This is a genomic window from Cupriavidus sp. DB3, assembly GCF_020418465.1.
In the GTDB taxonomy this organism is placed as follows: domain Bacteria; phylum Pseudomonadota; class Gammaproteobacteria; order Burkholderiales; family Burkholderiaceae; genus Cupriavidus; species Cupriavidus cauae.
Genome location: NZ_JAIZPL010000001.1, coordinates 201,748 through 224,339, shown reverse-complemented (window position 1 = coordinate 224,339; position 22,592 = coordinate 201,748). Strand labels below are relative to the sequence as shown.

The following is a 22,592-nucleotide window of genomic DNA, read 5'->3' as shown; positions in this document are numbered from 1 at the left end:
GGCATCCATCCACCCACATCGAAGGAGGAAGCGCGCCTTGGCCATCCCCCTGCTCCAGGTTGCCCGCGTGGGCGCCTATGTGGTCCGCCAGCGGCTGGCCGGCCGCCAGCGCTATCCGCTCGCGCTGATGCTCGAGCCGCTGTTCCGCTGCAATCTGGCCTGCGCCGGCTGCGGCAAGATCGACTATCCCGAACCCATCCTGAACCAGCGCCTGTCGCTCGACGAGTGCCTGGCGGCGGTCGACGAATGCGGGGCGCCGGTGGTCTCGATCGCCGGCGGCGAGCCGCTGCTGCACAAGGAGATGCCGGCCATCGTCGAAGGCATCGTCGCGCGCCGCAAGTTCGTCTACCTGTGCACCAACGCGCTGCTGATGGAGAAGAAGCTCGACGCCTACCGGCCGAGCCCCTACTTCGTCTGGTCCGTGCATCTGGACGGCGATCCCGAGATGCACGACCGCGCGGTCTGCCAGCCTGGCGTCTACGAGCGCGCGGTGGCCGCGATCCGCGCCGCCAAGCAGCGCGGCTTTCGCGTCAACATCAACTGCACGCTGTTCAACGATGCCGACCCGGAGCGCGTGGCCCGTTTCTTCGACTCGGTCAAGGCGATGGGCGTGGACGGCATCACCGTCTCGCCCGGCTATGCCTACGAGCGCGCGCCCGACCAGCAGCACTTCCTGCATCGTGGCAAGACGCGCCAGCTGTTCCGCGACATCCTCGCGCGCGGCCGGCGCGGGCGGCAATGGGCCTTCAGCCAGTCGACGCTGTTCCTGGACTTTCTTGCAGGCAACCAGACCTACCGCTGCACGCCGTGGGGCAATCCGGCGCGCACCGTGTTCGGTTGGCAGCGTCCGTGCTATCTGCTCGGCGAAGGCTATGCCGCGACGTTTCGCGAGCTGATGGAGGACACCGACTGGGACGCTTATGGCACCGGCAACTACGAGAAATGCGCCAACTGCATGGTGCACAGCGGCTATGAGGCCACCGCGGTGGCCGATACCGTCGCGCATCCGCTGAAGGCGATGCGCGTCGCGCTGCGCGGCGTGCGCACCGACGGCCCGATGGCGCCCGATATTGCGCTGGACGGCCAGCGGCCGGCCGAGTACGTGTTCTCGCGCCATGTCGAGATCAAGCTCGAGCAGATCCGGCGCCGCGCCGCCGGCCCGGCCGATTCCACCGCCGATTCCACCGCCGATTCTGCGGATTCTGCTGCGAATTCTGCGGATTCCGCCGGTTCGGCCGACGCCCCCGACACCGCCGGTTCCATCCACGCCCCGAAGCCGGACCGGCGGGCCACGGCGCTGCATTGAACGCGCATGGACTGGGTCAGACTGGCCGGCGGCGTCCTGACCGTGCTGGCATCGGGCTATGCGGCGGCGGCCTGGTGGGCCAGCCGCCGTCCCCTGCCCGCGCCCGCCGTACAAGGCGATGACGGCCTCGCACCGGTGACGGTGCTCAAGCCGCTGTGCGGCGACGAGCCGCGCCTGTACCGCAATCTCGCCACCTTCTGCCGGCAGCGCCATCCCTGCTTCCAGCTGGTGTTCGGCGTGTGGGAGCCCGACGATGCGGCGCTGGCCGTGGTCGAGCGTTTGCGTCGGGCGTTCCCCGGCTGCGATATCGCCGTGGCGATCGGCGCGCATCGGACCGCGCCGGCGCTGCCGACCGTCAACCCGAAGGTCGCCAACCTGCTGGCGATGCTGCCGCTGGCGCGCCACGAGCGGCTGGTGATCGCGGACAGCGATATCGCGGTGCGTGCCGACTATCTGCGGCGCGTCACGGCGCCGCTGGCCGACCCGCGCGTCGGCATCGTGACCTGCCTGTATCGCGGCCGGCCGCTGCGGGGCATCTGGGCGCGGCTGGGGGCGCAATTCATCGACGAGTGGTTCGTTCCCGCGGTGCGCGTCGCGCATGCGGGAGGCAGCCAGCGCTTCGGCTTCGGCGCGACCATCGCGTTGCGGCGCGAGGCGCTGCTGCGGATCGGCGGCTTCGCGGCCCTGGCCGACCGGCTCGCCGACGACTACTGGCTCGGCGAGCTGACCCGCCGGCAAGGGCTGCGCACCGTGCTGTCCGAGGTCGTGGTCGGCACCGATATCGCGGAAACCACGCCGCGCGCGCTGTGGTCTCACGAACTGCGCTGGCTGCGTACGCTGCGCGCGCTCGATCCCGCCGGCTTCGCCCTGGTCTTCCTGACCTTTACCTGGCCGATGCTGGTGATCGGGCTGCTGCTGGCGTCCTCGCGCGCGCTCGCGCTCGTGGCGGTGCTCGGGGCGATGGCCCGGACGCTGCGTTGCCGCGATGCGGGCGCGGCGCTGCGCGCGCCCTTGCGGGACACGCTGCTGCTGCTCGAATGGACGGTGGCGATGGCCGGCCGGCAGGTGCGCTGGCGCGGTACGCGCCTTGCCATCCAATGGACGCGCGATGGGGTCGCGAGCGCGGCAGTCGGCGCAAGCCCGCCCCGCCCCCACGATCGCGCCGACATGCAGCCCCCTTCCGTCTCCCGGAGGACCCGATGAAGACCCTGTTCCTGCAAGCGCCCTCCTTCGACGGCTTCGACGGTGGCGCCGGCTCGCGCTATCAGGCCAGGCGCGAGATCCGCTCGTTCTGGTATCCGACCTGGCTGGCGCAACCGGCGGCGCTGGTACCCGGCAGCCGCCTGCTCGATGCGCCGGCCGACGGCTTGAGCCTCGAACAGACGCTGGCCATCGCCAGCGAATACGAACTGGTGATCGTGCATACCAGCACGCCGTCGTTCCCGGCCGACGTGCGTTTCGCGCAGGCGCTTAAGGCCAGCTATCCGACCATCCGGCTCGGCATGGTCGGCGCCAAGGCCGCGGTCGATCCCGGCGGCACGCTGGCCGCCAGCGAGGCGATCGACTTCGTCTGCCGCGAGGAATTCGACTACACGTGCCGCGACGTCGCCGCCGGCATCCCGCTGCCGCGGATCGCCGGGCTCAGCTACCGGGCGGCCGACGGCACCATCGAACACAACCCGCCGCGGCCGATGATCGAGGACATGGACGCGCTGCCCTTCGTCGCCCCGGTCTACCGGCGCGACCTGAACATTCGCAACTACTTCATCGGCTATCTGCTGCACCCCTATGTATCGATCTACACCGGCCGCGGCTGCCGCTCGCGCTGCACGTTCTGCCTGTGGCCGCAGACGGTCGGCGGCCATCGCTACCGCGTGCGCTCGCCGGAGAACGTGCTGGCCGAGGTCGAATGGATCCGCCGCAATATGCCGGAGGTGCGCGAGATCATGTTCGACGACGACACCTTCACCGACTTCAAGCCGCGCGTGGAGGAGATCGCGCGCGGGCTCGGCAAGCTGGGCGTGACATGGTCGTGCAATGCCAAGGCCAACGTCCCCTACAGCACGCTGAAGATCATGAAGGACAACGGCCTGCGCCTGCTGCTGGTCGGCTATGAATCGGGCGACGACCAGATCCTGCTGAACATCAGGAAGGGCCTGCGCACCGATATCGCGCGGCGCTTCACCGAGGACTGCCGCAAGCTCGGCATCACGATCCACGGCACCTTCATCCTCGGCCTGCCGGGCGAGACGCGCGAGACCATCGAGAAGACCATCGCCTTCGCGCAGGAGATCAATCCGCATACGATCCAGGTCTCGCTGGCCGCGCCCTACCCCGGCACCGCGCTGTACCGGCAGGCGCTCGACAACGGCTGGCTGGCCGACGACAAGGTGATCCCGCTGGTCAACGACCGCGGCGTGCAGCTGGCGGCGATCAGTTACCCGCATCTGTCGCGCGACGAGATCTATCACGGCGTCGAGACCTTCTACCGCCGCTTCTACTTCCGGCCGTCCAAGATCTGGGAGATCACCCGCGAAATGATGGGCAGCTGGGAAATGACGCGGCGCCGGCTGCGCGAAGGCGTCGAATTCTTCCGCTTCCTGCATACCCACGAGGCGTGATCCTGCCGATCCCGACCACCACCGCGACCGTCAACGCGACCACCAAGGCGACCGCTGACGCGACCACGGCCGCAGGGCCGGCGACGGGCCGTACGCGGCCACGCGCGCTGATCGTGACCGCCGACGACTTCGGCCTGCATCCGGCCGTCAACGAGGGAGTCGAGCTGGCTCACCGGCATGGCGTGCTCGACGCCGCCAGCCTGATGGTCGGCGCACCGGCCGCCGCCGATGCGGTATCGCGCGCGCACCGGCTGCCGCGGCTGCGCGTGGGCCTGCATCTGGTGCTGGCCGACGGTCCGTCGGTGCTGCCGCCGGCCGCCATTCCCGACCTCGTCGACGCCGAGGGCCGCTTCGGCTCGGCGATGGCGCGCGACGGCCTGCGCTTCTTCCTGTCCGATGCGGTGCGCCGCCAGCTGGCCGCGGAGATCCGCGCGCAGTTCGCCGCCTTCGCCGCGACCGGCCTGGCACTCGATCACGTCAATACGCACAAGCATTTCCATCTGCATCCGACCGTGCTGTCGCTGATCCTCGCGATCGGCCGCGATTACGGCCTGCGCGCGATGCGGCTGCCGCGGGAGACGGGCGCGCCATGGTGGCTGCGCCCGTGGCTCGCGCTGCTGCGCCGGCGCCTCGATGCCGCCGGCATCGCCCACAACGACCATGTGATCGGCATCGCCCGCAGCGGCGCGATGGACGAGGACGCCGTGCTGGCCGCCTTGCGCACGCTGCCGCCCGGCGTGGTCGAGCTCTATCTGCATCCGGCGACGGAATCCGGCGAACGGATCGCGCCGTCGATGCGCGGCTACCGCCATGCCGACGAACTGGCCGCGCTGCTGTCGCCGCGCGTACGCACCGCGCTGGAGCAGGTGGCGCCGCGGCGCGGCGGCTTCGCCGATCAGTTGCCCGCGCGCATCGGCGACGACGGCTCCTGTGCCTCGCCGGGGTGGCGGCGATGAAGCGGCTCGGACTGCTGGCCGGCCTGATCGGGCTGATCGCGCTGGGCGCGCTGATCGTGCATCAGGGCGTGGGACAGATCGCCAACACCGTCGCCCGCGCCGGCTGGCCGCTGCTGTGGCTGCTGCCGGTGCATGGCGTGGCGATCGCGCTCGACGCGCGCGCCTGGCAGGGCCTGCTGCGCGCCGCGGCGCCCGCCGCGCATCCGGGCATGCTGTTCCTGTGGTGGGTGGCAAGCGTGCGGGAGGCCGTCAACCGGCTGCTGCCGACGGCCAATGTGGGCGGCGAGCTGGCCGGCATTCGGCTGGGAAGGCTGCAGGTCGGCGACACCAGCGCGGTCACCGCCAGCGTGGTGGTCGAGGTCATGGTCACGCTGTTCTCGCAGTATCTGTTCTGCGTGATCGGCGTGCTGCTGTTGATCGCCGCGATTCCCGGCGGCCATCAGGAACAGCGCGCCCTGACGATCGGCGGCGGGCTGCTGCTGTCGCTGCCGCTGCCGGTCGCGTTTGCGCTGGCGCTGCGGCATGGCGCGCTGTTCGCGCGGCTCGAACGGCTGGCCCGGCGCCTGCTGGGCGAGGAACACCGGATGGTCGATGCAATCGCCGGCGCCGACCTCGGCGCGGGCCTGGACGAGCGCATCCGCTCGCTGCTGGGACGGCTGCGCACGCCGGTCACCGCGGCGGTCTGGCAACTGCTGGGGCTGACGGCCGGCACCGTCGAGACCTGGTTCGCGTTGCGGCTGCTGGGCCATCCGGTGTCGTTCGGCGAGGCGCTGGCGATCGAGTCGCTGACGATGGCGGCGCGCAATATGGCCTTCTTCGTGCCGGGCGGGCTCGGCGTGCAGGAGGCGGTGGTGATGCTGCTCGGCCAGCTGCTCGGCATCGACGCGCAGACCGCGCTGTCTCTGGCGCTGGTGCGCCGCGCGCGCGAGGTGCTGTACGGCGTGCCGGCGCTGCTGTCGTGGCAGTGGTTCGAGGTGCGCCGCTGGCGCGACCGGCACGGCGAACCGGCCGCGGCCGTACGGAGCGGCCGGCGATGAGGCGCGGCGCTTCAGCGGCCGCCGGCCTGGCGCGCGTTGTGCTCGGACAGATAGCGGATCAGCCCGTCGATGCCGTCGCGCTCGACGATGTCGCCGAACTGGCGGCGATAGACCTCGATCAGCCACGCGCCCATCATGTTGATGTCGTAGATCTTCCAGCCGTCGGCGCCGCGCCGCAGCCGGTAGTCGATCTGGTTCTCGTCGCCCGCGGTGATCACGCGCGTGCGCACCACCACGTCGTCGGCATTGGCGCCGCCCTGCACCGGCGCATAGCGGAATTCGACATTCTGGCCGCGCAGCTGGGACAGCGACAGCGCATAGGTGTGGACCAGCAGCGTGCGGAACTGCTCGACCAGTTGCTGCTGCTGCGCGGGATTGGCGGTGCGCCAGGCGGGACCGAGCGCGAGCCGCGTGGTGCGCGCGAAATCGGTATAGGGAAGGAACTGGCGCCGTACCACGGCCACGACGCTGGCCTGATCGCCGGCGCTGGCCGCGGAATCGGCGCGCACCGCGGAAATCACCCCTTCCACCGCGGTGCGCACCAGCCGGTCGGGCGCGGCGCGCTCGGCGGCGTTGGCAGGCAGCGGCCAGATCAGCATGGCGGCCGCGATGGGGAGTGCGATGGGGAGTGCGATGGGGAGTGCGATGGGGAGTGCGATGGGGAGTGCGGGCAGTGCCAGCGGAGCGGGCAGTGCCAGCGGAAGCGCGATGGCCAGCGCGGGAAGCGGCGAGCGGGAGCGGGAACGGGAACGGACAGGGAACATGGAGAGCGATCCGACGGCATGACGACGAACATGGCGATCCGAGCGATCGAGTATAGACCCGCCGCCAGCGCCGCTGTAGTGGCCTGCGCCCACGCTGGCCTCGCATGCTGACCGCGGCCATTACCCGCCTGGTGATGCTGGCGACCGCGCGCGCCTGGCTGACCATCGCGCTGGCGGCCGTGGTCTGCGCCGGCAGCGGCTGGTATGCGGCCCGGCACTTCGCGATCAATACCGATATCGGCCGCCTGCTCGATGTCGACGCACCCTGGGCTCGCTACGACGCCGCGCTGAACGAAGCCTTCCCCGACCGCGACCGCCTGATGCTCGCGGTGGTGCGGGCGCCGGTCCCCGAACTGGCCGAAGCCGCCGCCGATGCGCTGGCGCAGTCGCTGCGCAATCAGCCGTCCCGCTTCGAGGCGGTGCGCCAGCCCGGCGGCGGCGCCTTCTTCGCGCGCAACGGCCTGCTGTTTCTCGATACGCCGACGCTGGCGCGGGTCACGCGCGACCTGACCGATGCGCGGCCGCTGCTCGATGCGCTGGCGCGCGATCCGTCCTTGCGCGGGCTGGCCGACACGCTGTCGGTCACGCTGGGCCTGCCGCTGCAGATGGGCCAGGTCACGCTGGCGCAGATGGCGCCGCTGCTGTCGCGCGGCGCGATGGCGCTCGAGCAGGTGCTGGCAGGCAGGCCGGCGGCGCTGTCCTGGCGCACGCTGGCCGACCCCACGCCGGCGTCCGGTCCCGCGCTGGCCTTCGTCGCGGTCAGCCCGGTGCTCGATTACGGCGACCTGCAGGCCGGCGCCGATGCCTCGGCCGCGATCCGCGCCCGCGCGGCGCAGCTGCAGCTGGCACAGCACTACGCGGCCGAGGTACGGCTGACCGGGCCGCAGGCGCTGGCCGACGACGAGTTCGCCTCGGTGGCCGACGGCGCCGCGCTGAACGGCGCGGTGACGGTGCTGGTCGTGATCCTGATCCTGTGGCTGGCGCTGCGTTCGGCGCGGCTGATCGTTGCCGTGCTGCTGAGCCTGTTCGCTGGCCTGGCCGTCACCGCGGCGCTGGGGCTGGCAATGGTCGGCGCGCTGAACATGATCTCGGTCGCCTTCGCGGTGCTGTTCGTCGGCCTCGGCGTGGACTTCGGCATCCAGTTCGGCGTGCGCTACCGCGCCGAGCGCCACGACCGCGACCATATCGTGACGGCGCTGGCCCATACCGCGCAGGCGCTGGCGGTGCCGCTGTCGCTGGCGGCGGCGGCCACCGCCGCCGCGTTCTTCGCCTTCCTGCCGACCGACTATCGCGGCGTGGCCGAACTGGGCCTGATCGCCGGCGTCGGCATGTTCGTCGCGTTCCTGACCACGGTCACGCTGCTGCCGGCGCTGATCCGCGTGCTGCAGCCCGACGGCGAGACCGTGGCGCCCGGCATCCGCTGGCTCGCGCCCGCCGACGAGTTCTTCGAGCGCCATCGCAAGCCGGTGCTGTGGGTCACCTGCGTCGTGATCCTGGCCGCCTCGCCGCTGCTGACGCAGCTGCGCTTCGATTTCGATCCGCTGAATTTGAAGGACCCCGCCTCCGAATCGATGGCAACGCTTCGATCGCTGAAGGACGCGCCGCAGGCCGGCACCGAGGATGTCAGCGTGCTGGCGCCCTCGCTCGATGCCGCACGTGCGCTGGCGACGCGGCTGTCGGCACGGCCCGAGGTCGAGCGCGTCACCACGCTCGACAGCTTCGTGCCGCACGATCAGGACGCCAAACTACCCTTGATCGCATCGGCGGCGCAGGCGCTGCTGCCGGCGCTGACCCAGCCAGCCGCGCCGCCGGCCTCCGATCCGCTGCGCGTGGCCGCGTTGCGCCGCACGGCCGGCCAGCTCGAACTGGCGGCCAACACCCGCTCGGCCCCCGGTACCACGCCTGCCGCGGGCGTGAGCGAAGCGCGGCGGCTCGCGCAGGCGCTGCGCAAGCTGGCCGATGCCGACGCCGCGACCCGCGACCGCGCCGAACGCGCAATCGCCCTGCCCCTGCGGCTGGGACTGGCGGGCCTGGCGCAGGCGCTGCGGGCCGAGCGCGTCGCCATCGATTCGCTGCCGCGCGAACTGGTGCGCGACTGGCTGACGCCCGACGGGCGCGCGCTGGTCACCGTCAGCCCGCGCCTGCCGCCCGGCGAACGCGCGCGCGAGGCGGCGCTCGACGCCTTCGTGCCAGCGGTGCTGGCGATCGCGCCGGAGGCCACCGGCGGGCCGATCGCGGTGCGCGGCTCGGCCCGCACCATCCTGAGCGCGTTCGCGCAGGCCGGCGCGTGGGCGGTGCTGTCGATCGCGATCCTGCTGTGGCTGACGCTGCGCCGCTTCGCCGACGTGCTGCGCACGCTGGTGCCGCTGCTGGTGTCGGCGGTGCTGACGCTGGAGCTGTGCGTGGTGTTCGGCATCGCGCTGAACTTCGCCAACGTCATCGCGCTGCCGCTGCTGCTCGGCATCGGCGTCGCCTTCAAGATCTACTACGTGATCGCATGGCGCGAGGGCAAGACCGGCCTGCTGCAGTCCAGCCTGACCCATGCGGTGCTGTTCAGCGCGGCGACCACCGCCACCGCGTTCGGCAGCCTGTGGCTGTCCAACCATGCCGGCACCGCGAGCATGGGCAAGCTGCTGGCGCTGTCGCTGGTGTGCACGCTGGCCGGCGCGGTGTTTTTCCAGCCTATTCTGATGGGACGGCCGCGCCAGTCGCGCTGAATTGTCCGAGGCCGCGGACGGACCGACCACGACGCCACCATGATCGCCATGCCAGAGCCCTCGTCTCCTTCGCCCCTTTCACGCCATTGGCTCCTTTCACGCCATTGGCCCCGCTCACGCCTTTCGCCCCTTTTACGCCTTTCGGACTCTTCGTCTCCGTTGCCCGCGCCGGCAGCGCTGCACCGGCTGATCCCGCTTGCCGCGCTGTGCTGCGCGGCCTGCGCGACCGGGCCGAACGCCAATCCTGCCGACCCGCTGGAACCGCTGAACCGCGCCGTCCATACCGTCAACGACAAGATCGATACCTATGTCGCGGTGCCGGTCGCCAAGGGCTATCGCCGCGTCACGCCGCAGCCGGTGCGCACCGCGGTGACTAATGTCTTCAACAATTTCGGCGACGTCGGCAACGCGATCAACAACCTGCTGCAGGGCAAGGGCGTGGCGGCGGCCGAGAGCGTGATGCGGGTCGCGATCAATACCGTGCTGGGCCTGGGCGGACTGATCGATATCGCGACGCCGGCCGGGCTGCCGAGGCATCCGCAGGACCTTGGCCTGACGCTGGGCACGTGGGGCGTGCCCTCGGGGCCGTATCTGGTGCTGCCGCTGTTCGGGCCCAGCACCGTGCGCGATGGCATCGGCATGGCCGGCGACGTCTTCACCGATCCGGTGACCTATATGGATCCGGCCTGGCGCAACAGCCTGTTCGCGCTGCAGTTCGTCAATACGCGCAGCAATCTGCTCGATGCCACCACCCTGCTGGAGCAGGCCGCGCTGGACAAATACAGCTTCGTGCGCGACGCCTATCTGCAGCAGCGCCGCCAGCGGCTGCGCGGCGGCGAGTCCGGCGATCTGCCGGACTATGGCGACGAGGGGGACGAGGCAGACGGCGCGCCCGGCGCAGCGTCGCCAGCGACGGGGACGCCCGGACCCGCGGTCGGCTCAACGCCGGCGCCAGTTCCAACCCAAGCTCCAGCGCCCGCCCCGGCTCCCGCTGCAGCGCCGGCCCCAGCTCCAGTTCCAGTTCCAGTTCCAGTTCCAGTTCCAGTTCCAGTTCCAGTTCCGGTTCCGGCCCCGGCCCCGGCCCCGGCCCCAGTCCCAGCCCCAGCCCCAGCCCCAGCCCCCCAATGATCGCGCGATTCGCCCGCCGAGCTTGGCAGCACGGCCGCCAGCCGGCGCAGGCCCCGCCGCGCCGCGGCGGCATCGCCGGCAAGCCGCAGCAGCTCGCCCATTTGCGCGGGCTGTTTCAGCAGGCTGGCGCATAGCGCGCGCATCGCGATGCCGCCGTCGGCCCCGAACGCGGCCAGCGCCGCCGGCGGAACGCGGCGCCCCGCCGGATCTGCAATCGCCCGGCACACGACGAACGGCAGCCCCGCCGCGCGCGCCGCCGCGGCAATGCGGTGCGACTCCATGTCGACGGCCACCGCGCCGGTCGCCGCATGCAGCGACCGCTTGTCGGCAATCGTTGCGGCTGGCGAGTCCACTCCCACGATCGTGCCGTCGACCGCCTCGGGTAAGGCCAGGCGAATCGCGCTGGCCCAGCGGGCGTCGGTGTCGAAGCGCGAGCCGTCAGCCGCCACGGCATCGGCCACGATCACGCTGCCTGGCGGCAGCGCGGGATCGAGCCCGCCAGCGACGCCGAAGCTGATCACCCCGGCGTAGCGGTGCGCCGGTTCCTTGCCGTCGCGCAAAGGGGCCGTTAGCGCGGCCGTAACCGTGGGGGTCGGCGCGGCGGTCAGCGCGGCCGTAACCGTGGGGCTCAGCGCGGCGGTGAGCGCATGGTCGAGGGCATCGCCGCGCAGGCCGCTCAACGTGGTGGCGTCTGGCCAGTTCAGCAGCCGCGCCTCGAAGGCCATGCCGGTGACGACGAGCCAGCGCGGCGCATCGGCATCGGCGCAGTTCGCGGCATCTGTCACATGCCCCATGGCATGCGGCCCGCGGCATCGTTGGGAACGGCGGCATCGGCCGAACTGCCGAGGCCTCCACGATTGCCGGGATCACCCGGGTCGCCGGGATTGGCAAGGTTGCCGGGATTGCCGAGATTGCGGTAGCGCGCCAGCGCCCACAGCGGGAAATACCGCGCATAGCCGTGATAGCGCAGATAGAACACGCGCGGAAAGCCGACCGCGGTGAAATGCTGCTCGTCCCACAGCCCGTCGGCGCGCTGCTCGCGCAGCAGATAGTCGATGCCGCGCGCGACCGCCGGCTGCTCGCGGCAGCCGGCCGCCATCAGGCCCAGCAGCGCCCAGGCGGTCTGCGACGGCGTGCTCGGCGCGCTCTCGTGGCCGCGGTAATCGAGCCGGTAGCTGCTGCCGTCCTCGCCCCAGCCGCCGTCCTCGTTCTGTACCGACAGCAGCCACTGCGCGGCGCGGCGCACCGGCGCGGCATCGGGCCCGAGCCCGGCCGCCTGCAGCGCGCACAGCGCGCTCCACGTGCCATACAGGTAGTTGGTGCCCCAGCGCCCATACCAGCTGCCGTTTGCCTCCTGCTCATCGAGCAGATAGCGCAGCGCCTGCGCGGCGGCGCGGCTGTTCGCCGGCAATTCGCCCAGCTGCGCCAGCATCGACAGGCAGCGCGCCGACACGTCGGCGGTGGGCGGATCGAGCAGCGCGCCATGATCGGCGAACGGGATGCTGTTCAGATGGCTGTGCGTGTTTTCCGGTTCGAACGCGCCCCAACCGCCGTCGCTGCTCTGCATGCCTTCGATCCATTCGCGGGCGCGAGCCAGCGCGGGCGCGACGCGGCCGCCCCAGCGCGCATCGCCACGCGCGGCGCGATCGAGCGCCATCGCGACCACGGCCGTGTCGTCGACATCGGGATAGTGGGGATTGGCATACTGGAAGGCCCAGCCGCCAGGGCGCAGATGCGGCCGGCGCACCGTCCAGTCGCCGCGCACGTCGAGCACCTGCAAGGGCAGCAGCCAGTCGAGCGCGCGCCGCGCCGCCGCCAGCGCGCGTTCACCGCCGGCTTCGAGCATCGCATGGCAGGTCAGCGAGGTGTCCCACACCGGCGAGAAGCAGGGCTGGCAGTACGTCTCATCGCCCTCGCCGCCATGCTCGACCAGCAGACGGTCCAGCGCCGCGCGGGCCTGCGCGACCGCGGGCTCGTCGCGCGGCACGCCGAGCGCATCGAACATCATCACCGCGTTGACCATCGCGGGAAAGATGGCGCCGAGGCCGTCGTCGCCGTTCAGGCGCTCGCGCACGAAGCGCTCGGCCTGCTGCATCGCGCGCTGGCGCAGCGCGCGCGGCGACAGGGGTTCGAGCACGCGCAGCGCGACATCGACGCCGCGGAACACCGCATACCAGAAGCGGCTCTGGTGCGGCGCCCTGCCCGGCATCCGCGCGGCCTGGCTGGGCCGGCGAAACAGTTCGTCGATGCCGACGCGGCGCGGATTGCGCGCGCACGGACGCAGCGTGTTCAGCACCAGCAGCGGCACGATCACCGTGCGTGCCCAGTACGAGATCTTCGACAGATGAAAGGGAAACCACAGCGGCAGCAGCATGATCTCGACCGGCATCAGCGGCACCGCGCGCCATGGCATCACGCCGTACAGCGCCAGCAGCGTGCGCGTGAACACATTGCTCGCTTCGGCACCGCCCAGCGCCAGGATCCGCTCGCGCGCGCGCCGCATCGCCGGCGCATCGACCGGCTCGCCGATCATCTTCAGCGCGAAATACGCCTTGACGCTGGCGCTGATATCGGACGCGCCGCCATGAAACAGTGGCCAGCCGCCGTCATCGTTCTGCCGGCGCAGCAGATAGCGCGCGATGCGCCCCTCCCGCGCGGGATCGGCCGCCTCGCCCAGATAGTGGACCAGCAGCACGTATTCGGACGGGATCGTGGTATCGGCCTCGAGCTCGAACACCCAATGGCCGTCGGGCCGCTGCCGCGCGATCAGCGCGTCGACGGCGTGCGCGATCGCGGCATCGAGCCGTGAGCCGGCGAGGTCAGTGGGGGCGGTGAACGAAGGGAGGGATGGCGCGAGGGAGACGACGGTGTCCGGCCGATCCTGGGTGTCCACGGGGTCCACTGCGGGCGGCGAACCGGTCAAGGCGATCTGGATTTCAGCCACATCACTCCTCGTCACGCAATGACATCGCGAGGCAGCCGGCGGGGCGGGACCACGACCGGCGCGTGCGAACCCGCGATCGGTGTTGGGGGGTCGGGCGATTATAGCAACAAGGCCGAACGCGGGCCGGACATGCCAACTTGCCTTGACAGCCCCCGTTCCCGGCTTCTATGCTGGCGCGCATTGTTCCTTTCAAAAGACCGATGTTCTGTTGTACGGAATGTAAAAGAACTTCGGCGAGATCGCCATGAATCCCGACTCCCCCAACGGCAGCCCACCCGGGGCCGCGCCGAAAGACCGCCGCAAGCCGCTGCGCGGCATCCGCGTGCTCGACCTGACCAATGTGCTGGCCGGCCCCTTCTGCTGCCATCAACTCGCGCACTTGGGCGCGGACGTGATCAAGGTGGAGACGCCCGGCACCGGCGACCTGGCGCGCCAGCTGGGCGCCGACGCCGAGCTGAACCGCAGGCTGATGGGCGTGTCCTTCCTCGCGCAGAACCCCGGCAAGCGCTCGATCACGCTGAACCTGAAGCATCCGCTCGGCAAGCAGGCGCTGCGCCGGCTGGTCAGCGAGTCCGACGTGCTGGTCGAGAACTTCCGCCCGGGCGTGATGGCGAGGCTCGGGCTCGGCTACGACACGCTGAAGCAGGACAATCCTCGGCTGATCTATTGCGCGATTTCCGGCTTCGGCCAGGACGGCCCGCTGGCCGACCTGCCGGCCTACGACCAGATCATCCAGGGCATGGCCGGCGTGATGAGCATCACCGGCGATGCCGAGACCGCGCCGTATCGCGTCGGCTATCCGGTCTCGGACACCGTCGGAGGGCTGACCGCGGCGCTGGCGGTGGCCGCGGCGCTGGCGGATCGCGACCGCACCGAGGGCTACCTGATCGACGTGTCGATGCTCGAATCGACGCTGGCGACGATGGGCTGGGTCGTGTCGAACTACCTGGTGGCCGGGCGCGAACCGGCGCCGATGGGCAACGACAACATGACCGCGAGCCCCTCGGGCACCTTCCGCACCGGCGACGGGCTGATCAATATCGCCGCCAACAAGCAGGAACAGTTCGAGGCGGTCTGCCGCGTGATCGGCCGGCCCGAGCTGGCCACCGACCCGCGCTTTGCCGAGCGGCAGGCCCGGCTGCAGCACCGCGCCGCGCTGCAGGGCGAGCTCGAGGCGCAGCTGACGCGCCAGCCCACCGCGCATTGGTGGCCGCTGCTGAACCAGGCGGGCGTGCCGGCCGGTCCGGTCTATACGGTTCCGCAGACGCTGGCCCACCCGCAGGTCGCCACGCGCGGCATCGTCGCCGAGTTTGCCGACGCGCCGGGCGTGGGACGCGACCTGCGTCTGCTGCGCACCGGCTTCAAGCTCGACGGCGCCGCGCCGGCGGTCGATGCGCCGCCGCCCGAACTGGGCCAGCACACGCGCGACATCCTCCTCGAACTCGGCTATACCGCCGAGCAGATCGACACCATGCAGGCGGAGAAGGCCCTATGACCGCATTCGATCCCTCCAACCCGGACGCCGGCCAGCGCCGCGCCGAAGACTGGTGGCGCAGCGCCATCATCGACATGCAGCCCGGCGTGATCCGCTATCGCGGCTATCCGATCGAGCAGCTGATCGGGCGTGTCTCGTTCGCCCAGATGATCTGGCTGATGCTGCGCGGCGAACTGCCGCCGCCGGGCCAGGCCGCCCTGCTCGACGCCGCGCTGATGTCCGCGGTCGACCATGGGCCGCAGGCGCCCAGCATCGCGGTGGCGCGCATGGCGGCGACCTGCGGCGTGGGCCTGAACAATGCGATGGCGTCGGCCGTCAATCTGCTCGGCGACGTGCACGGCGGCGCCGGCGAGCAGGCGGTCGCGCTCTACCTGGATATCGCGGCGCGCGCCGACGCGGGACTCGCGCTGCCGGAAGCGGTGCGCGCGGGCCTACAGGCCTGGCGCGAGCTGCACGGCAAGTACGTCTCGGGGTTCGGCCATCGCTTCCATCCGGTCGATCCGCGCGCGCCGCGGCTGCTCGAACTGGTCGACCAGGCCGCCGCCGACGGCGTGGTCGGCGGGCGGTTCGCCGCGATCGCGCGCGCGGTGGAGGTGGAGCTCGGTGCGGGCCGATCGCGGCCGGTGCCGATGAATATCGACGGCGCCACCGCGGTGATCTACGCCGAGCTCGGTTTCCCGCCGCCGCTGGCGCGCGGGCTGTTCTGCCTGTCGCGCTCGGTCGGCATCCTGGCGCACGCGTGGGAGCAGACGGAGCAAGGCGGCCGCAACAAGGGACCGATGCCGCGAGAGTTCATCTGGACCTATGACGGGCACCCGCCGCGGGATGTGCCGGAGGCGGTGTCGCCCCGGCAGTCGCAGGGCTGACGGTCGGGTGAGCTGTCAGGCGAGAGGTCGGGTGAGCGGTCGGGTGGGCGGCCGGACAGAAAGGACTAGTGCGTTGGGAGGGGTCGCCGCTGGCGGGTCAGCGCGTGTCGCCAGGAAGATCGGCCGCCAGCGCGGGATCGGACTGCGCATCGGCGTCCATGACCGACGCCATCGCGGAGTCCGATGCGGACGCCCGCTCCATTTCCGCCGCCGCGGCGATCGCCTCCTCCCGCTCCAGCGTGGACGCTAGCACGTAGCGATCCCGCCCGCGCCGCTTCGCTTCGTACAGCGCCCGGTCGGCGTTGCCGAACAATTGCTGCCACAGCCCCACCGAATCGGAACCGTCGTCGCGCAGCTGCGCCACGCCGATGCTGACGCTGGCGAACTTGCCCGCGGGCCCGGGCAGCGGGATCGCGCGTACCTTGCGCAGGATCCGCCGGGCCAGCGCGGTGGCCTGATGCTCGTCGGTATGGGGACACAGCACGCAGAATTCCTCGCCGCCGTAGCGGCCGGCCACATCGGAGGCGCGGCGCGAGTTGTCCAGCGCCTCGGCGATCGCCTGCAGCACGGCATCGCCGGCGCGATGGCCGCTGCGGTCGTTGACCTGCTTGAAATGATCGACGTCGATGACCAGGCAGGCGACCGCCTGCCGGTTGCGCAGCGCGGACACGATCAGCCGGCTGGCGGCATTGTCGAGCGCGGCGCGGTTCAGCAGGCCGGTCAGCCCGTCGATGCGGGCGCCGCGTTCCTTGTTGGCGATCACCTGCTCCAGCGCCATCACGGTGAAGCCGAACAGCCCGAGCAGCGTCGCCACCAGCGGGGCGAGCACCACCACGGCGTTGTAGGTGGCGTCGTGGGTCAGATTGGCCGCATTGAACGGCGACGCGGAAATCGCATTGTCGGCCTGCCAGGCCGCGGACGCGCCATAGAGCTGCGCGCACAGCTGCACCGCGCTCGCCAGCAGCACCAGCGGCAGCCCGATCTCGCTATGGCGCACGCGCGAGCGCAGCAGCACGAGGATCGTCGTCAGCGACAGCAGCGCCAGCGCGACATAGGCGACGCGATGCAGCTGCAGTACCGGATGGGGTCCGGTCAGCGCATCGAGGGCGGCGGCGACGGTGACCACCACGGCGGCGCCCTGCATGCGGGTGAATCCGGGCAAACCCTGATGCACGCGCACGCCGCAATAGATCGTCAGCTTGCCGGCCAGATAGACCATCACCGCCACCGCGCCCACTTCGACCAGATGCACCGTGGCGGCGTTGATCGTCAGCGCCAGGCCGCCGGCGGACAGCACCAGATGGCCGCCGGCCCATAGGCGGCCGGCATCGGTGCGGATCAGCGCGAACACAAGGCCCGTCGAGATCAGCAGCGTGCTGGAAAACACCACCATCATGACGATCACAATGCTGTGCTGGTCTAGCTGCACGGTATCCCTCGGAAAATGCCGCGTTGCATATGCCCCGGCGGCACGGCCGCTCGTCCCAAAAACCTTTGATGATAGCCGTCGCACCGGCACCGGGCATCCCCCTTGAGTCGGGCATGGGCTGGCGGCAGCCTCGGCGTGCCGCCAGCCGGCCGACGCACGCTCAGTCGTCGAAGGGGAAGCTGCCGCCCAGCGTTTCGGTCAGCGCGCGCGCGGCGCGCAGCACGTCGGTGCGGAAATCGGGCCGATAGCGCGAGGCCGGGCAGGTCAGCGTCAGCGCGCCGCGCAGTTCGCCGCCGGGGCCGAACACCGGGGCCGACACGCCGGCGATATCGGGCACGCGGTCGCCGACCAGCGTCGCCACGCCCTCGCGGCGAATGGTGTCGTACAGCTGGCCGCGCGCGCCGGCGAAGGCGCGCAGCACGCGCCCGCCAGCGCCGCGGTTGCGCGGCAGCAGATCGCCGGCGCGGGCATGGTCACGCACCGGCTGCGGGGAATCGACGCGATAGAGGCATAGCCGGTGCTCGCCCTGCTCGACATGGAAGGCGGCGCTCTCGCGGGTGTCCTGCACCAGCTGGCGCAGCACCGGCATCACGGCCGTCTCCAGCGAGAACGACGCGGCATAGACCGCGTGCAGGCGCGCGACCTCGGGGCCGAGGCCGTAGCGGCCGTCGGCATGCCGCACGACCAGCCGCGCATGCTCGAGCGAGGCGAGCAGCCGCAGCAGCGTACTTTTGTAGAGGCCGGAACGCTGCGCCAGCTCGGCCAGCGTCAGCGCGGTATCGCCGAGCCGGAACGCGCGCAGCAGGAACAGCGCGCGATCCACCGCTACCGCGCCGCCCTCGGCGGCATGCTTGTCGGCTTCGGAAACCTGGGCGGCTTTACGGGGCATCGGTGATGGGTCAGCGGATCGGCGGGTCGCGGGCGCGGCGGGCGGATGCAGCCGGGCGCGCGGCGACCGTGCACCGTATAGAACGGCGCTTTCTTTGTCAATGCAGACCGCTTCGCGTCACCGGCCTCCCCCCGGACCCGGGCCGCCTCATCCCGGCTCCAACGCGGCTGGCCACCTCAGCGGCCGCACCCGAGCCGTCTCACCCGAGCCGCCTCACCCGAGCCGCCTCACCCGAGCCGCCTCACCCGAGCCGCCTCACCCGAGCCGTCTCACCCGAGCCGCCTCACCCGAGCCGCCTCACCCGAGCCGTCTCGCCCCCGGCCACCTCACGCCAACCGCCGCACCACCGCGTCCGCAAACTCGCGCGTGCTGGCCTTGCCCTTCAGGTCGCCGGTGCGGATGTTGTCCTCGTTCAGCGTCCGGTCGATCGCGGTGCGCATCCGCTGCGCCAGGTCCTGGCGGCCGACATGCTCGAGCATCAGTCCGGCCGCCAGCATCAGCGCGACCGGATTGGCCACGCCCTTGCCCGCGATGTCCGGCGCGGAGCCGTGCACGGCCTCGAAGACCGCCGCGTGCTCGCCGATATTGGCGCCCGGCGCCAGCCCCAGCCCACCGACCAGTCCCGCGATCTGGTCCGACAGGATGTCGCCGAACAGGTTGGTGCACAGCAGCACGTCGAACTTCCACGGGTCCAGCACCAGCTGCATCGCGCAGGCATCGACGATGCGGTCCTCCATCTCGACCCGCCCCGCATAATCGGCCGCCACCTCGCGCGCGGCCTCCAGGAAGATGCCGGTCAGCGCCTTCAGGATGTTGGCCTTATGGACCACGGTGACCTTCCTGCGGCCATTGCGCAGCGCGTATTCGAAGGCGAAGCGGGCGATGCGCAGGCAATCGGCGCGCGTATTGGTGCCGGTGGACACCGCCACCGCGCGCGGATCGTCGCCGACGGCAATGTAGTAGTCGTGCGCGACATAGAAGCCGCCGACGTTCTCGCGCACCAGCACCAGGTCGATGTCCTGATAGCGGCCGGGCACCAGCGTGCGCGCCGGCCGCACGTTGGCGTACAGCTGGAACAGCTCCCGCAGCCGGACGTTGACCGAGCGGAAGCCCCCGCCCACCGGCGTGGTCAGCGGCCCCTTCAGCGCCAGCCCGGTGCGGCGGATGCTGTCCAGCGTGGCCTCGGGCAGCGGGTCGCCGCTGGTCTCCAGCGCCGCCATGCCGGCCTGCTGCGTTTCCCAGGCGAACGGCGCGCCCAGCGCGTCCAGCACCTGCAAGGTGGCGGCCATGATTTCCGGGCCGATGCCGTCGCCGGGAATCAGCGTGGCCGGGATGGCGGCACCGCCGCCGGGGGTCGCGCTGGTGGTCGCGCCGGGGGTCGCGCCGGGCGTCGTCCTGTCGGCCTTGTTGGTCGGATTTGCATCGGTTTGCACAGGCGATCTCCACAAATTGACAATGACTTCGGGTGGCAGCGGCACGCCGAGGCGACGAACAGCCCGGGCCGGCACTGGCCGGCAGCCAAGGCCCGATCAGCCGCCAGGCGCCTTGCCCGCCGGGCTCGCGCCCGCCCCGCCCGGGCCCATGGCCGGTTCGCCCGTCCCTTGCTCCGGCGCGGCGCGCGTGCGCACCACCACCTCCGAATGCAAGGTTCGGTGCACCGGGCACTTGTCGGCGATGGCCAGCAGGGCCTCGCGCTGCTGCGCGTCGAGCGGTCCGCGCAGCGTGACCTCGCGTTCGATCCAGTCGACCTTGCCGTCGCGCGTGTCGCATTCCGCGCAGTCCGCGGCATGGATCTTCTCGTGCCTCAGTGACACGCTGATGTGTTCCAGCGGCCAGCCCTTGCGCTCGGCCACCATCCGGATCGTCATCGAGGTGCAGGCGCCCAGCGCCGCCAGCAGCAGGTCGTAGGGGGCCGGCCCGCCGTTCAGGCCGCCGAACGAGACCGGCTCGTCGGCCAGCAGCCGGTGCTTGCCGACCGTGACCTGCTGCTGGAACTTGCCGGCATGGTTCTCCTCGACCCGCACCAGCCCTTCCTCGACCGCGGCGGCCGGCAGCGTGGCCGCGTCGATGCCGAGGTAGCGCTGGCTCCAGGCGGCGATGGTGTTGGCGACATAGGTCGCGTCCTCGCGCCGGGTCAGCAGGTGATCGGCATGGTCCAGCGAGACGAAGCTCTTCGGATGGCGGGCGGCGATGAACAGCTGGCTCGCATTGTCGATGCCGACGGTCTCGTCGACCGGGGAATGCATCACCAGCAGCGCGCGCCGCAGCTGCGACACCTTGGCGAGCAGCGTCTGCTCGGCGACGTCGTCGAGAAACTGCTTGCGGATGCGGAACGGCCGTCCCGCCAGTTGTACCTCGGCTTCGCCGTTGGCGGCGATGGTCTCGGCGTGCTCGCGCAGCAGGCCGACCACGTGCGAGGGATCGCTCGGCGCGGCGATGGTCGCCACCGCCTTCGCCTCGGGAATGCCGTCGGCCGCCGCCAGCACGGCGGCGCCGCCCAGGCTATGGCCGATCAGCAGCGCCGGCGCCTGCAGATGCTGGCGCATGTAGTCGGCGGCCGCATGCAGGTCGGCCACGTTCGACGAGAAATTGGTGTTGGCGAAATCGCCGCCGCTGCCGCCCAGGCCGGTGAAGTCGAAGCGCAGCACCGCGATGCCGTGCTGCGTCAGCGCCTGCGCGATGCGGCTGGCCGCCACCACATCCTTGCCGCAGGTGAAGCAATGCGCGAACAGCGCGTAGGCCTTGACCGGGCCAGCCGGCATGTCGAGGCGGCCCGCCAGCGGCTGACCGTCATGGCCCGGGAACTGGATCTTCTGGTTGGCCTGGCTGGTTGGAGTCGCCGGGTTCGCCGGGCTGGGCTGATTCGATGGGTCGGGCATGCGATGGCTCCTGGCGAAAAAATGGCGCGATGGCCGGTCCTCGTTACTGTAGCCGCTTCGACCATCGAAGTGGCCGAAAGGTCATGCTAATCGGGCCGCTTCGCCTTCATCGGGAGGTCCGCAACACGGCCTTCGCCAGACATGCGGTAGACATGGCGCAGACAAGCAGCAGACATGTCGCTGGCCTGCGATCCGCAGGCGATGACAGGGCCGATCCGTCACGGGTAATCCCTACATTGTTGCGCTTGGTTGCAATTCCTAACATGAAGTCAATTACAAACCACTTGCACGCCGCCCCCTTCCAATTCGGCAGAGTCGCCACCGGGCCGGCCACCGCATCGCAATTCCAGACGTCGCATCAACGGTTCGAGGCTGGCGCACTCGCGGCGCTGCCTCCGGTGTCGTCAACAGCAGCAAGGGGGAAGACAGCATGGCAGCGAAAAACAAGCGCGGTGCGGTATCGCGACGGGGATTTCTGGGCGGGGCGGGGGCTGCGGTCGGTGCAACGGCGCTGGGATTTCCGGCGATCGTCAAGGCCCAGGGTCCGATCACGATGCGCTGGCAAAGCACCTGGCCCAGCAAGGACATCTTTCACGAGTTCGCCGGCGACTTCGTCGCCAAGGTCAACGACATGTCGGGCGGCGAGCTGAAGATCGAACTGCTGCCGGCCGGCGCGGTGGTCAAGGCGTTCGATCTGATCGACGCGGTCAGCAAGGGCACGCTCGACGGCGGCCACGGCGTGATCGCCTACTGGTATGGCAAGAACTCCGCGCTGGCGCTGTGGGGTTCGGGACCGGCCTGGGGCATGGATCCGAACATGCTGCTCGCCTGGCACAAATACGGCGGCGGCAAGGAGCTGCAGCAGGAGATCTACCGCAGCCTGAACCTGGACGTGGTGTCCTTCCTGTACGGACCGATGCCGACGCAGCCGCTCGGCTGGTTCAAGAAGCCGATCACCAAGCCGGAGGACTTCAAGGGCCTGAAGTTCCGCACGGTCGGCCTGTCGATCGACATCTTCACGGGGCTGGGCGCCGCGGTCAACGCGCTGCCCGGGGCCGAGATCGTGCCGGCGCTGGACCGCGGCCTGCTGGACGCGGCCGAGTTCAACAACGCCAGCTCCGATCGCGCGCTGGGGTTCCAGGACGTGTCCAAGGTCTGCATGCTGCGCAGTTTCCACCAGTGCTCGGAACAGTTCGAGATCCTGTTCAACAAGAAGCGCTACGACGCGCTGCCGCCCAAGCTGCGCGCGCTGATCGCCAACGCGGTGGATGCGGCATCGGCCGACATGTCGATGAAGGCGATCGACCGCTACTCGAAGGACTATCAGGCGCTGCAGCAGCAGGGCGTGAAGTTCTACGCGACGCCCAATTCGGTGCTGCAGGCGCAGCTGAAGATCTGGGACGAAGTGGTGGCGCGCAAGGAAAAGGAAAACCCGATGTTCAAGAAGGTCAACGACTCGATGAAGGCGTTCGCGCAGCGCAGCACCCGCTGGCAGAACGACACCAACGTCGATTACCGGATGGCCGCCACGCACTACTTCAGCAAGCGCAGCTGACCAGCG

16 protein-coding genes and 1 pseudogene are annotated in these 22,592 nt (G+C 70.7%); 10 read left to right on the top strand and 7 right to left on the bottom strand.

Annotated features, from left to right (window positions below):
* Positions 1–37 precede the first annotated feature (37 nt).
* From hpnH to K7G19_RS00940, 5 genes are all read left to right on the top strand, one after another.
* Entirely contained in the window at positions 38–1,306 is a 1,269-nt protein-coding gene (gene hpnH / locus K7G19_RS00960) for an adenosyl-hopene transferase HpnH (protein WP_226105255.1), read from the top strand.
* A gap of 6 nt (positions 1,307–1,312) precedes the next feature.
* Positions 1,313–2,509 (top strand): bacteriohopanetetrol glucosamine biosynthesis glycosyltransferase HpnI, encoded by a 1,197-nt coding sequence (gene hpnI, locus K7G19_RS00955; RefSeq protein ID WP_226105253.1) that lies wholly within the window; start codon positions 1,313–1,315, stop codon positions 2,507–2,509.
* Complete coding sequence (hpnJ, locus tag K7G19_RS00950; protein ID WP_150083412.1) at positions 2,506–3,927, top strand: hopanoid biosynthesis associated radical SAM protein HpnJ; 1,422 nt, start codon at positions 2,506–2,508, stop codon at positions 3,925–3,927. The genes hpnI and hpnJ overlap by 4 nt, the downstream gene beginning before the upstream one ends.
* Positions 3,928–4,034: 107 nt before the next feature.
* Positions 4,035–4,883 (top strand): hopanoid biosynthesis-associated protein HpnK, encoded by an 849-nt coding sequence (gene hpnK / locus K7G19_RS00945; protein WP_226106266.1) that lies wholly within the window; start codon positions 4,035–4,037, stop codon positions 4,881–4,883.
* A complete protein-coding gene (locus K7G19_RS00940) occupies positions 4,880–5,920 on the top strand; it encodes a lysylphosphatidylglycerol synthase domain-containing protein (RefSeq protein WP_149318093.1) in 1,041 nt (346 codons plus the stop codon). The genes hpnK and K7G19_RS00940 overlap by 4 nt, the downstream gene beginning before the upstream one ends.
* An 11-nt stretch (positions 5,921–5,931) precedes the next feature.
* Here K7G19_RS00940 and K7G19_RS00935 read toward each other — a convergent pair whose 3' ends face one another.
* A complete protein-coding gene (locus K7G19_RS00935; RefSeq protein ID WP_226105251.1) occupies positions 5,932–6,519 on the bottom strand; it encodes a phospholipid-binding protein MlaC in 588 nt (195 codons plus the stop codon).
* Positions 6,520–6,788: 269 nt separating this feature from the next.
* Here K7G19_RS00935 and K7G19_RS00930 point away from each other — a divergent pair, with 269 nt between their 5' ends.
* Both K7G19_RS00930 and K7G19_RS00925 read left to right on the top strand, forming a co-directional pair.
* Entirely contained in the window at positions 6,789–9,401 is a 2,613-nt protein-coding gene (locus tag K7G19_RS00930) for an MMPL family transporter (RefSeq protein WP_226105249.1), read from the top strand.
* A gap of 159 nt (positions 9,402–9,560) precedes the next feature.
* The gene (locus tag K7G19_RS00925) at positions 9,561–10,529 is read left to right on the top strand and encodes a VacJ family lipoprotein (RefSeq protein WP_226105247.1); all 969 of its coding nucleotides are present in this window, start codon (positions 9,561–9,563) and stop codon (positions 10,527–10,529) included.
* A gap of 101 nt (positions 10,530–10,630) precedes the next feature.
* Here the strand turns inward: K7G19_RS00925 and K7G19_RS25025 are convergent.
* A pseudogene (locus K7G19_RS25025) lies at positions 10,631–11,254 on the bottom strand (hypothetical protein); the annotation flags it as partial.
* A gap of 56 nt (positions 11,255–11,310) precedes the next feature.
* Positions 11,311–13,422, bottom strand: a complete 2,112-nt coding sequence (gene shc, locus K7G19_RS00915; protein WP_370639490.1) for a squalene--hopene cyclase — start codon at positions 13,420–13,422, stop codon at positions 11,311–11,313.
* Between the two features lie 295 nt (positions 13,423–13,717).
* Here shc and K7G19_RS00910 point away from each other — a divergent pair, with 295 nt between their 5' ends.
* Positions 13,718–14,968, top strand: coding sequence for a CaiB/BaiF CoA-transferase family protein (locus tag K7G19_RS00910; RefSeq protein WP_226105245.1), 1,251 nt, complete (start codon positions 13,718–13,720; stop codon positions 14,966–14,968).
* Positions 14,965–15,834, top strand: a complete 870-nt coding sequence (locus K7G19_RS00905; RefSeq protein ID WP_226105243.1) for a citryl-CoA lyase — start codon at positions 14,965–14,967, stop codon at positions 15,832–15,834. Before K7G19_RS00910 ends, K7G19_RS00905 begins: the two co-directional genes overlap by 4 nt.
* 97 nt (positions 15,835–15,931) lie before the next feature.
* On the opposite strand, the gene K7G19_RS00900 is transcribed toward K7G19_RS00905, so the two are convergent.
* The 4 genes from K7G19_RS00900 to K7G19_RS00885 form a co-directional block, all read right to left on the bottom strand.
* Positions 15,932–17,263, bottom strand: coding sequence for a diguanylate cyclase (locus K7G19_RS00900; protein ID WP_226105241.1), 1,332 nt, complete (start codon positions 17,261–17,263; stop codon positions 15,932–15,934).
* A gap of 160 nt (positions 17,264–17,423) precedes the next feature.
* Positions 17,424–18,152 carry an IclR family transcriptional regulator gene (locus tag K7G19_RS00895; RefSeq protein ID WP_149318086.1) on the bottom strand — a complete coding sequence of 243 codons (729 nt, stop codon included), beginning with the start codon at positions 18,150–18,152 and terminating at the stop codon, positions 17,424–17,426.
* A 326-nt stretch (positions 18,153–18,478) separates the two neighbouring features.
* A complete protein-coding gene (locus tag K7G19_RS00890; protein ID WP_149318364.1) occupies positions 18,479–19,486 on the bottom strand; it encodes an isocitrate/isopropylmalate dehydrogenase family protein in 1,008 nt (335 codons plus the stop codon).
* Positions 19,487–19,681: 195 nt separating this feature from the next.
* On the bottom strand, positions 19,682–21,031 hold the full coding sequence (locus K7G19_RS00885) for an alpha/beta fold hydrolase (protein ID WP_226105239.1): 1,350 nt from the start codon (positions 21,029–21,031) through the stop codon (positions 19,682–19,684).
* A 430-nt stretch (positions 21,032–21,461) separates the two neighbouring features.
* Here K7G19_RS00885 and K7G19_RS00880 point away from each other — a divergent pair, with 430 nt between their 5' ends.
* Positions 21,462–22,586, top strand: a complete 1,125-nt coding sequence (locus K7G19_RS00880) for a TRAP transporter substrate-binding protein (RefSeq protein WP_149318084.1) — start codon at positions 21,462–21,464, stop codon at positions 22,584–22,586.
* The last annotated feature ends 6 nt before the right edge of the window (positions 22,587–22,592 follow it).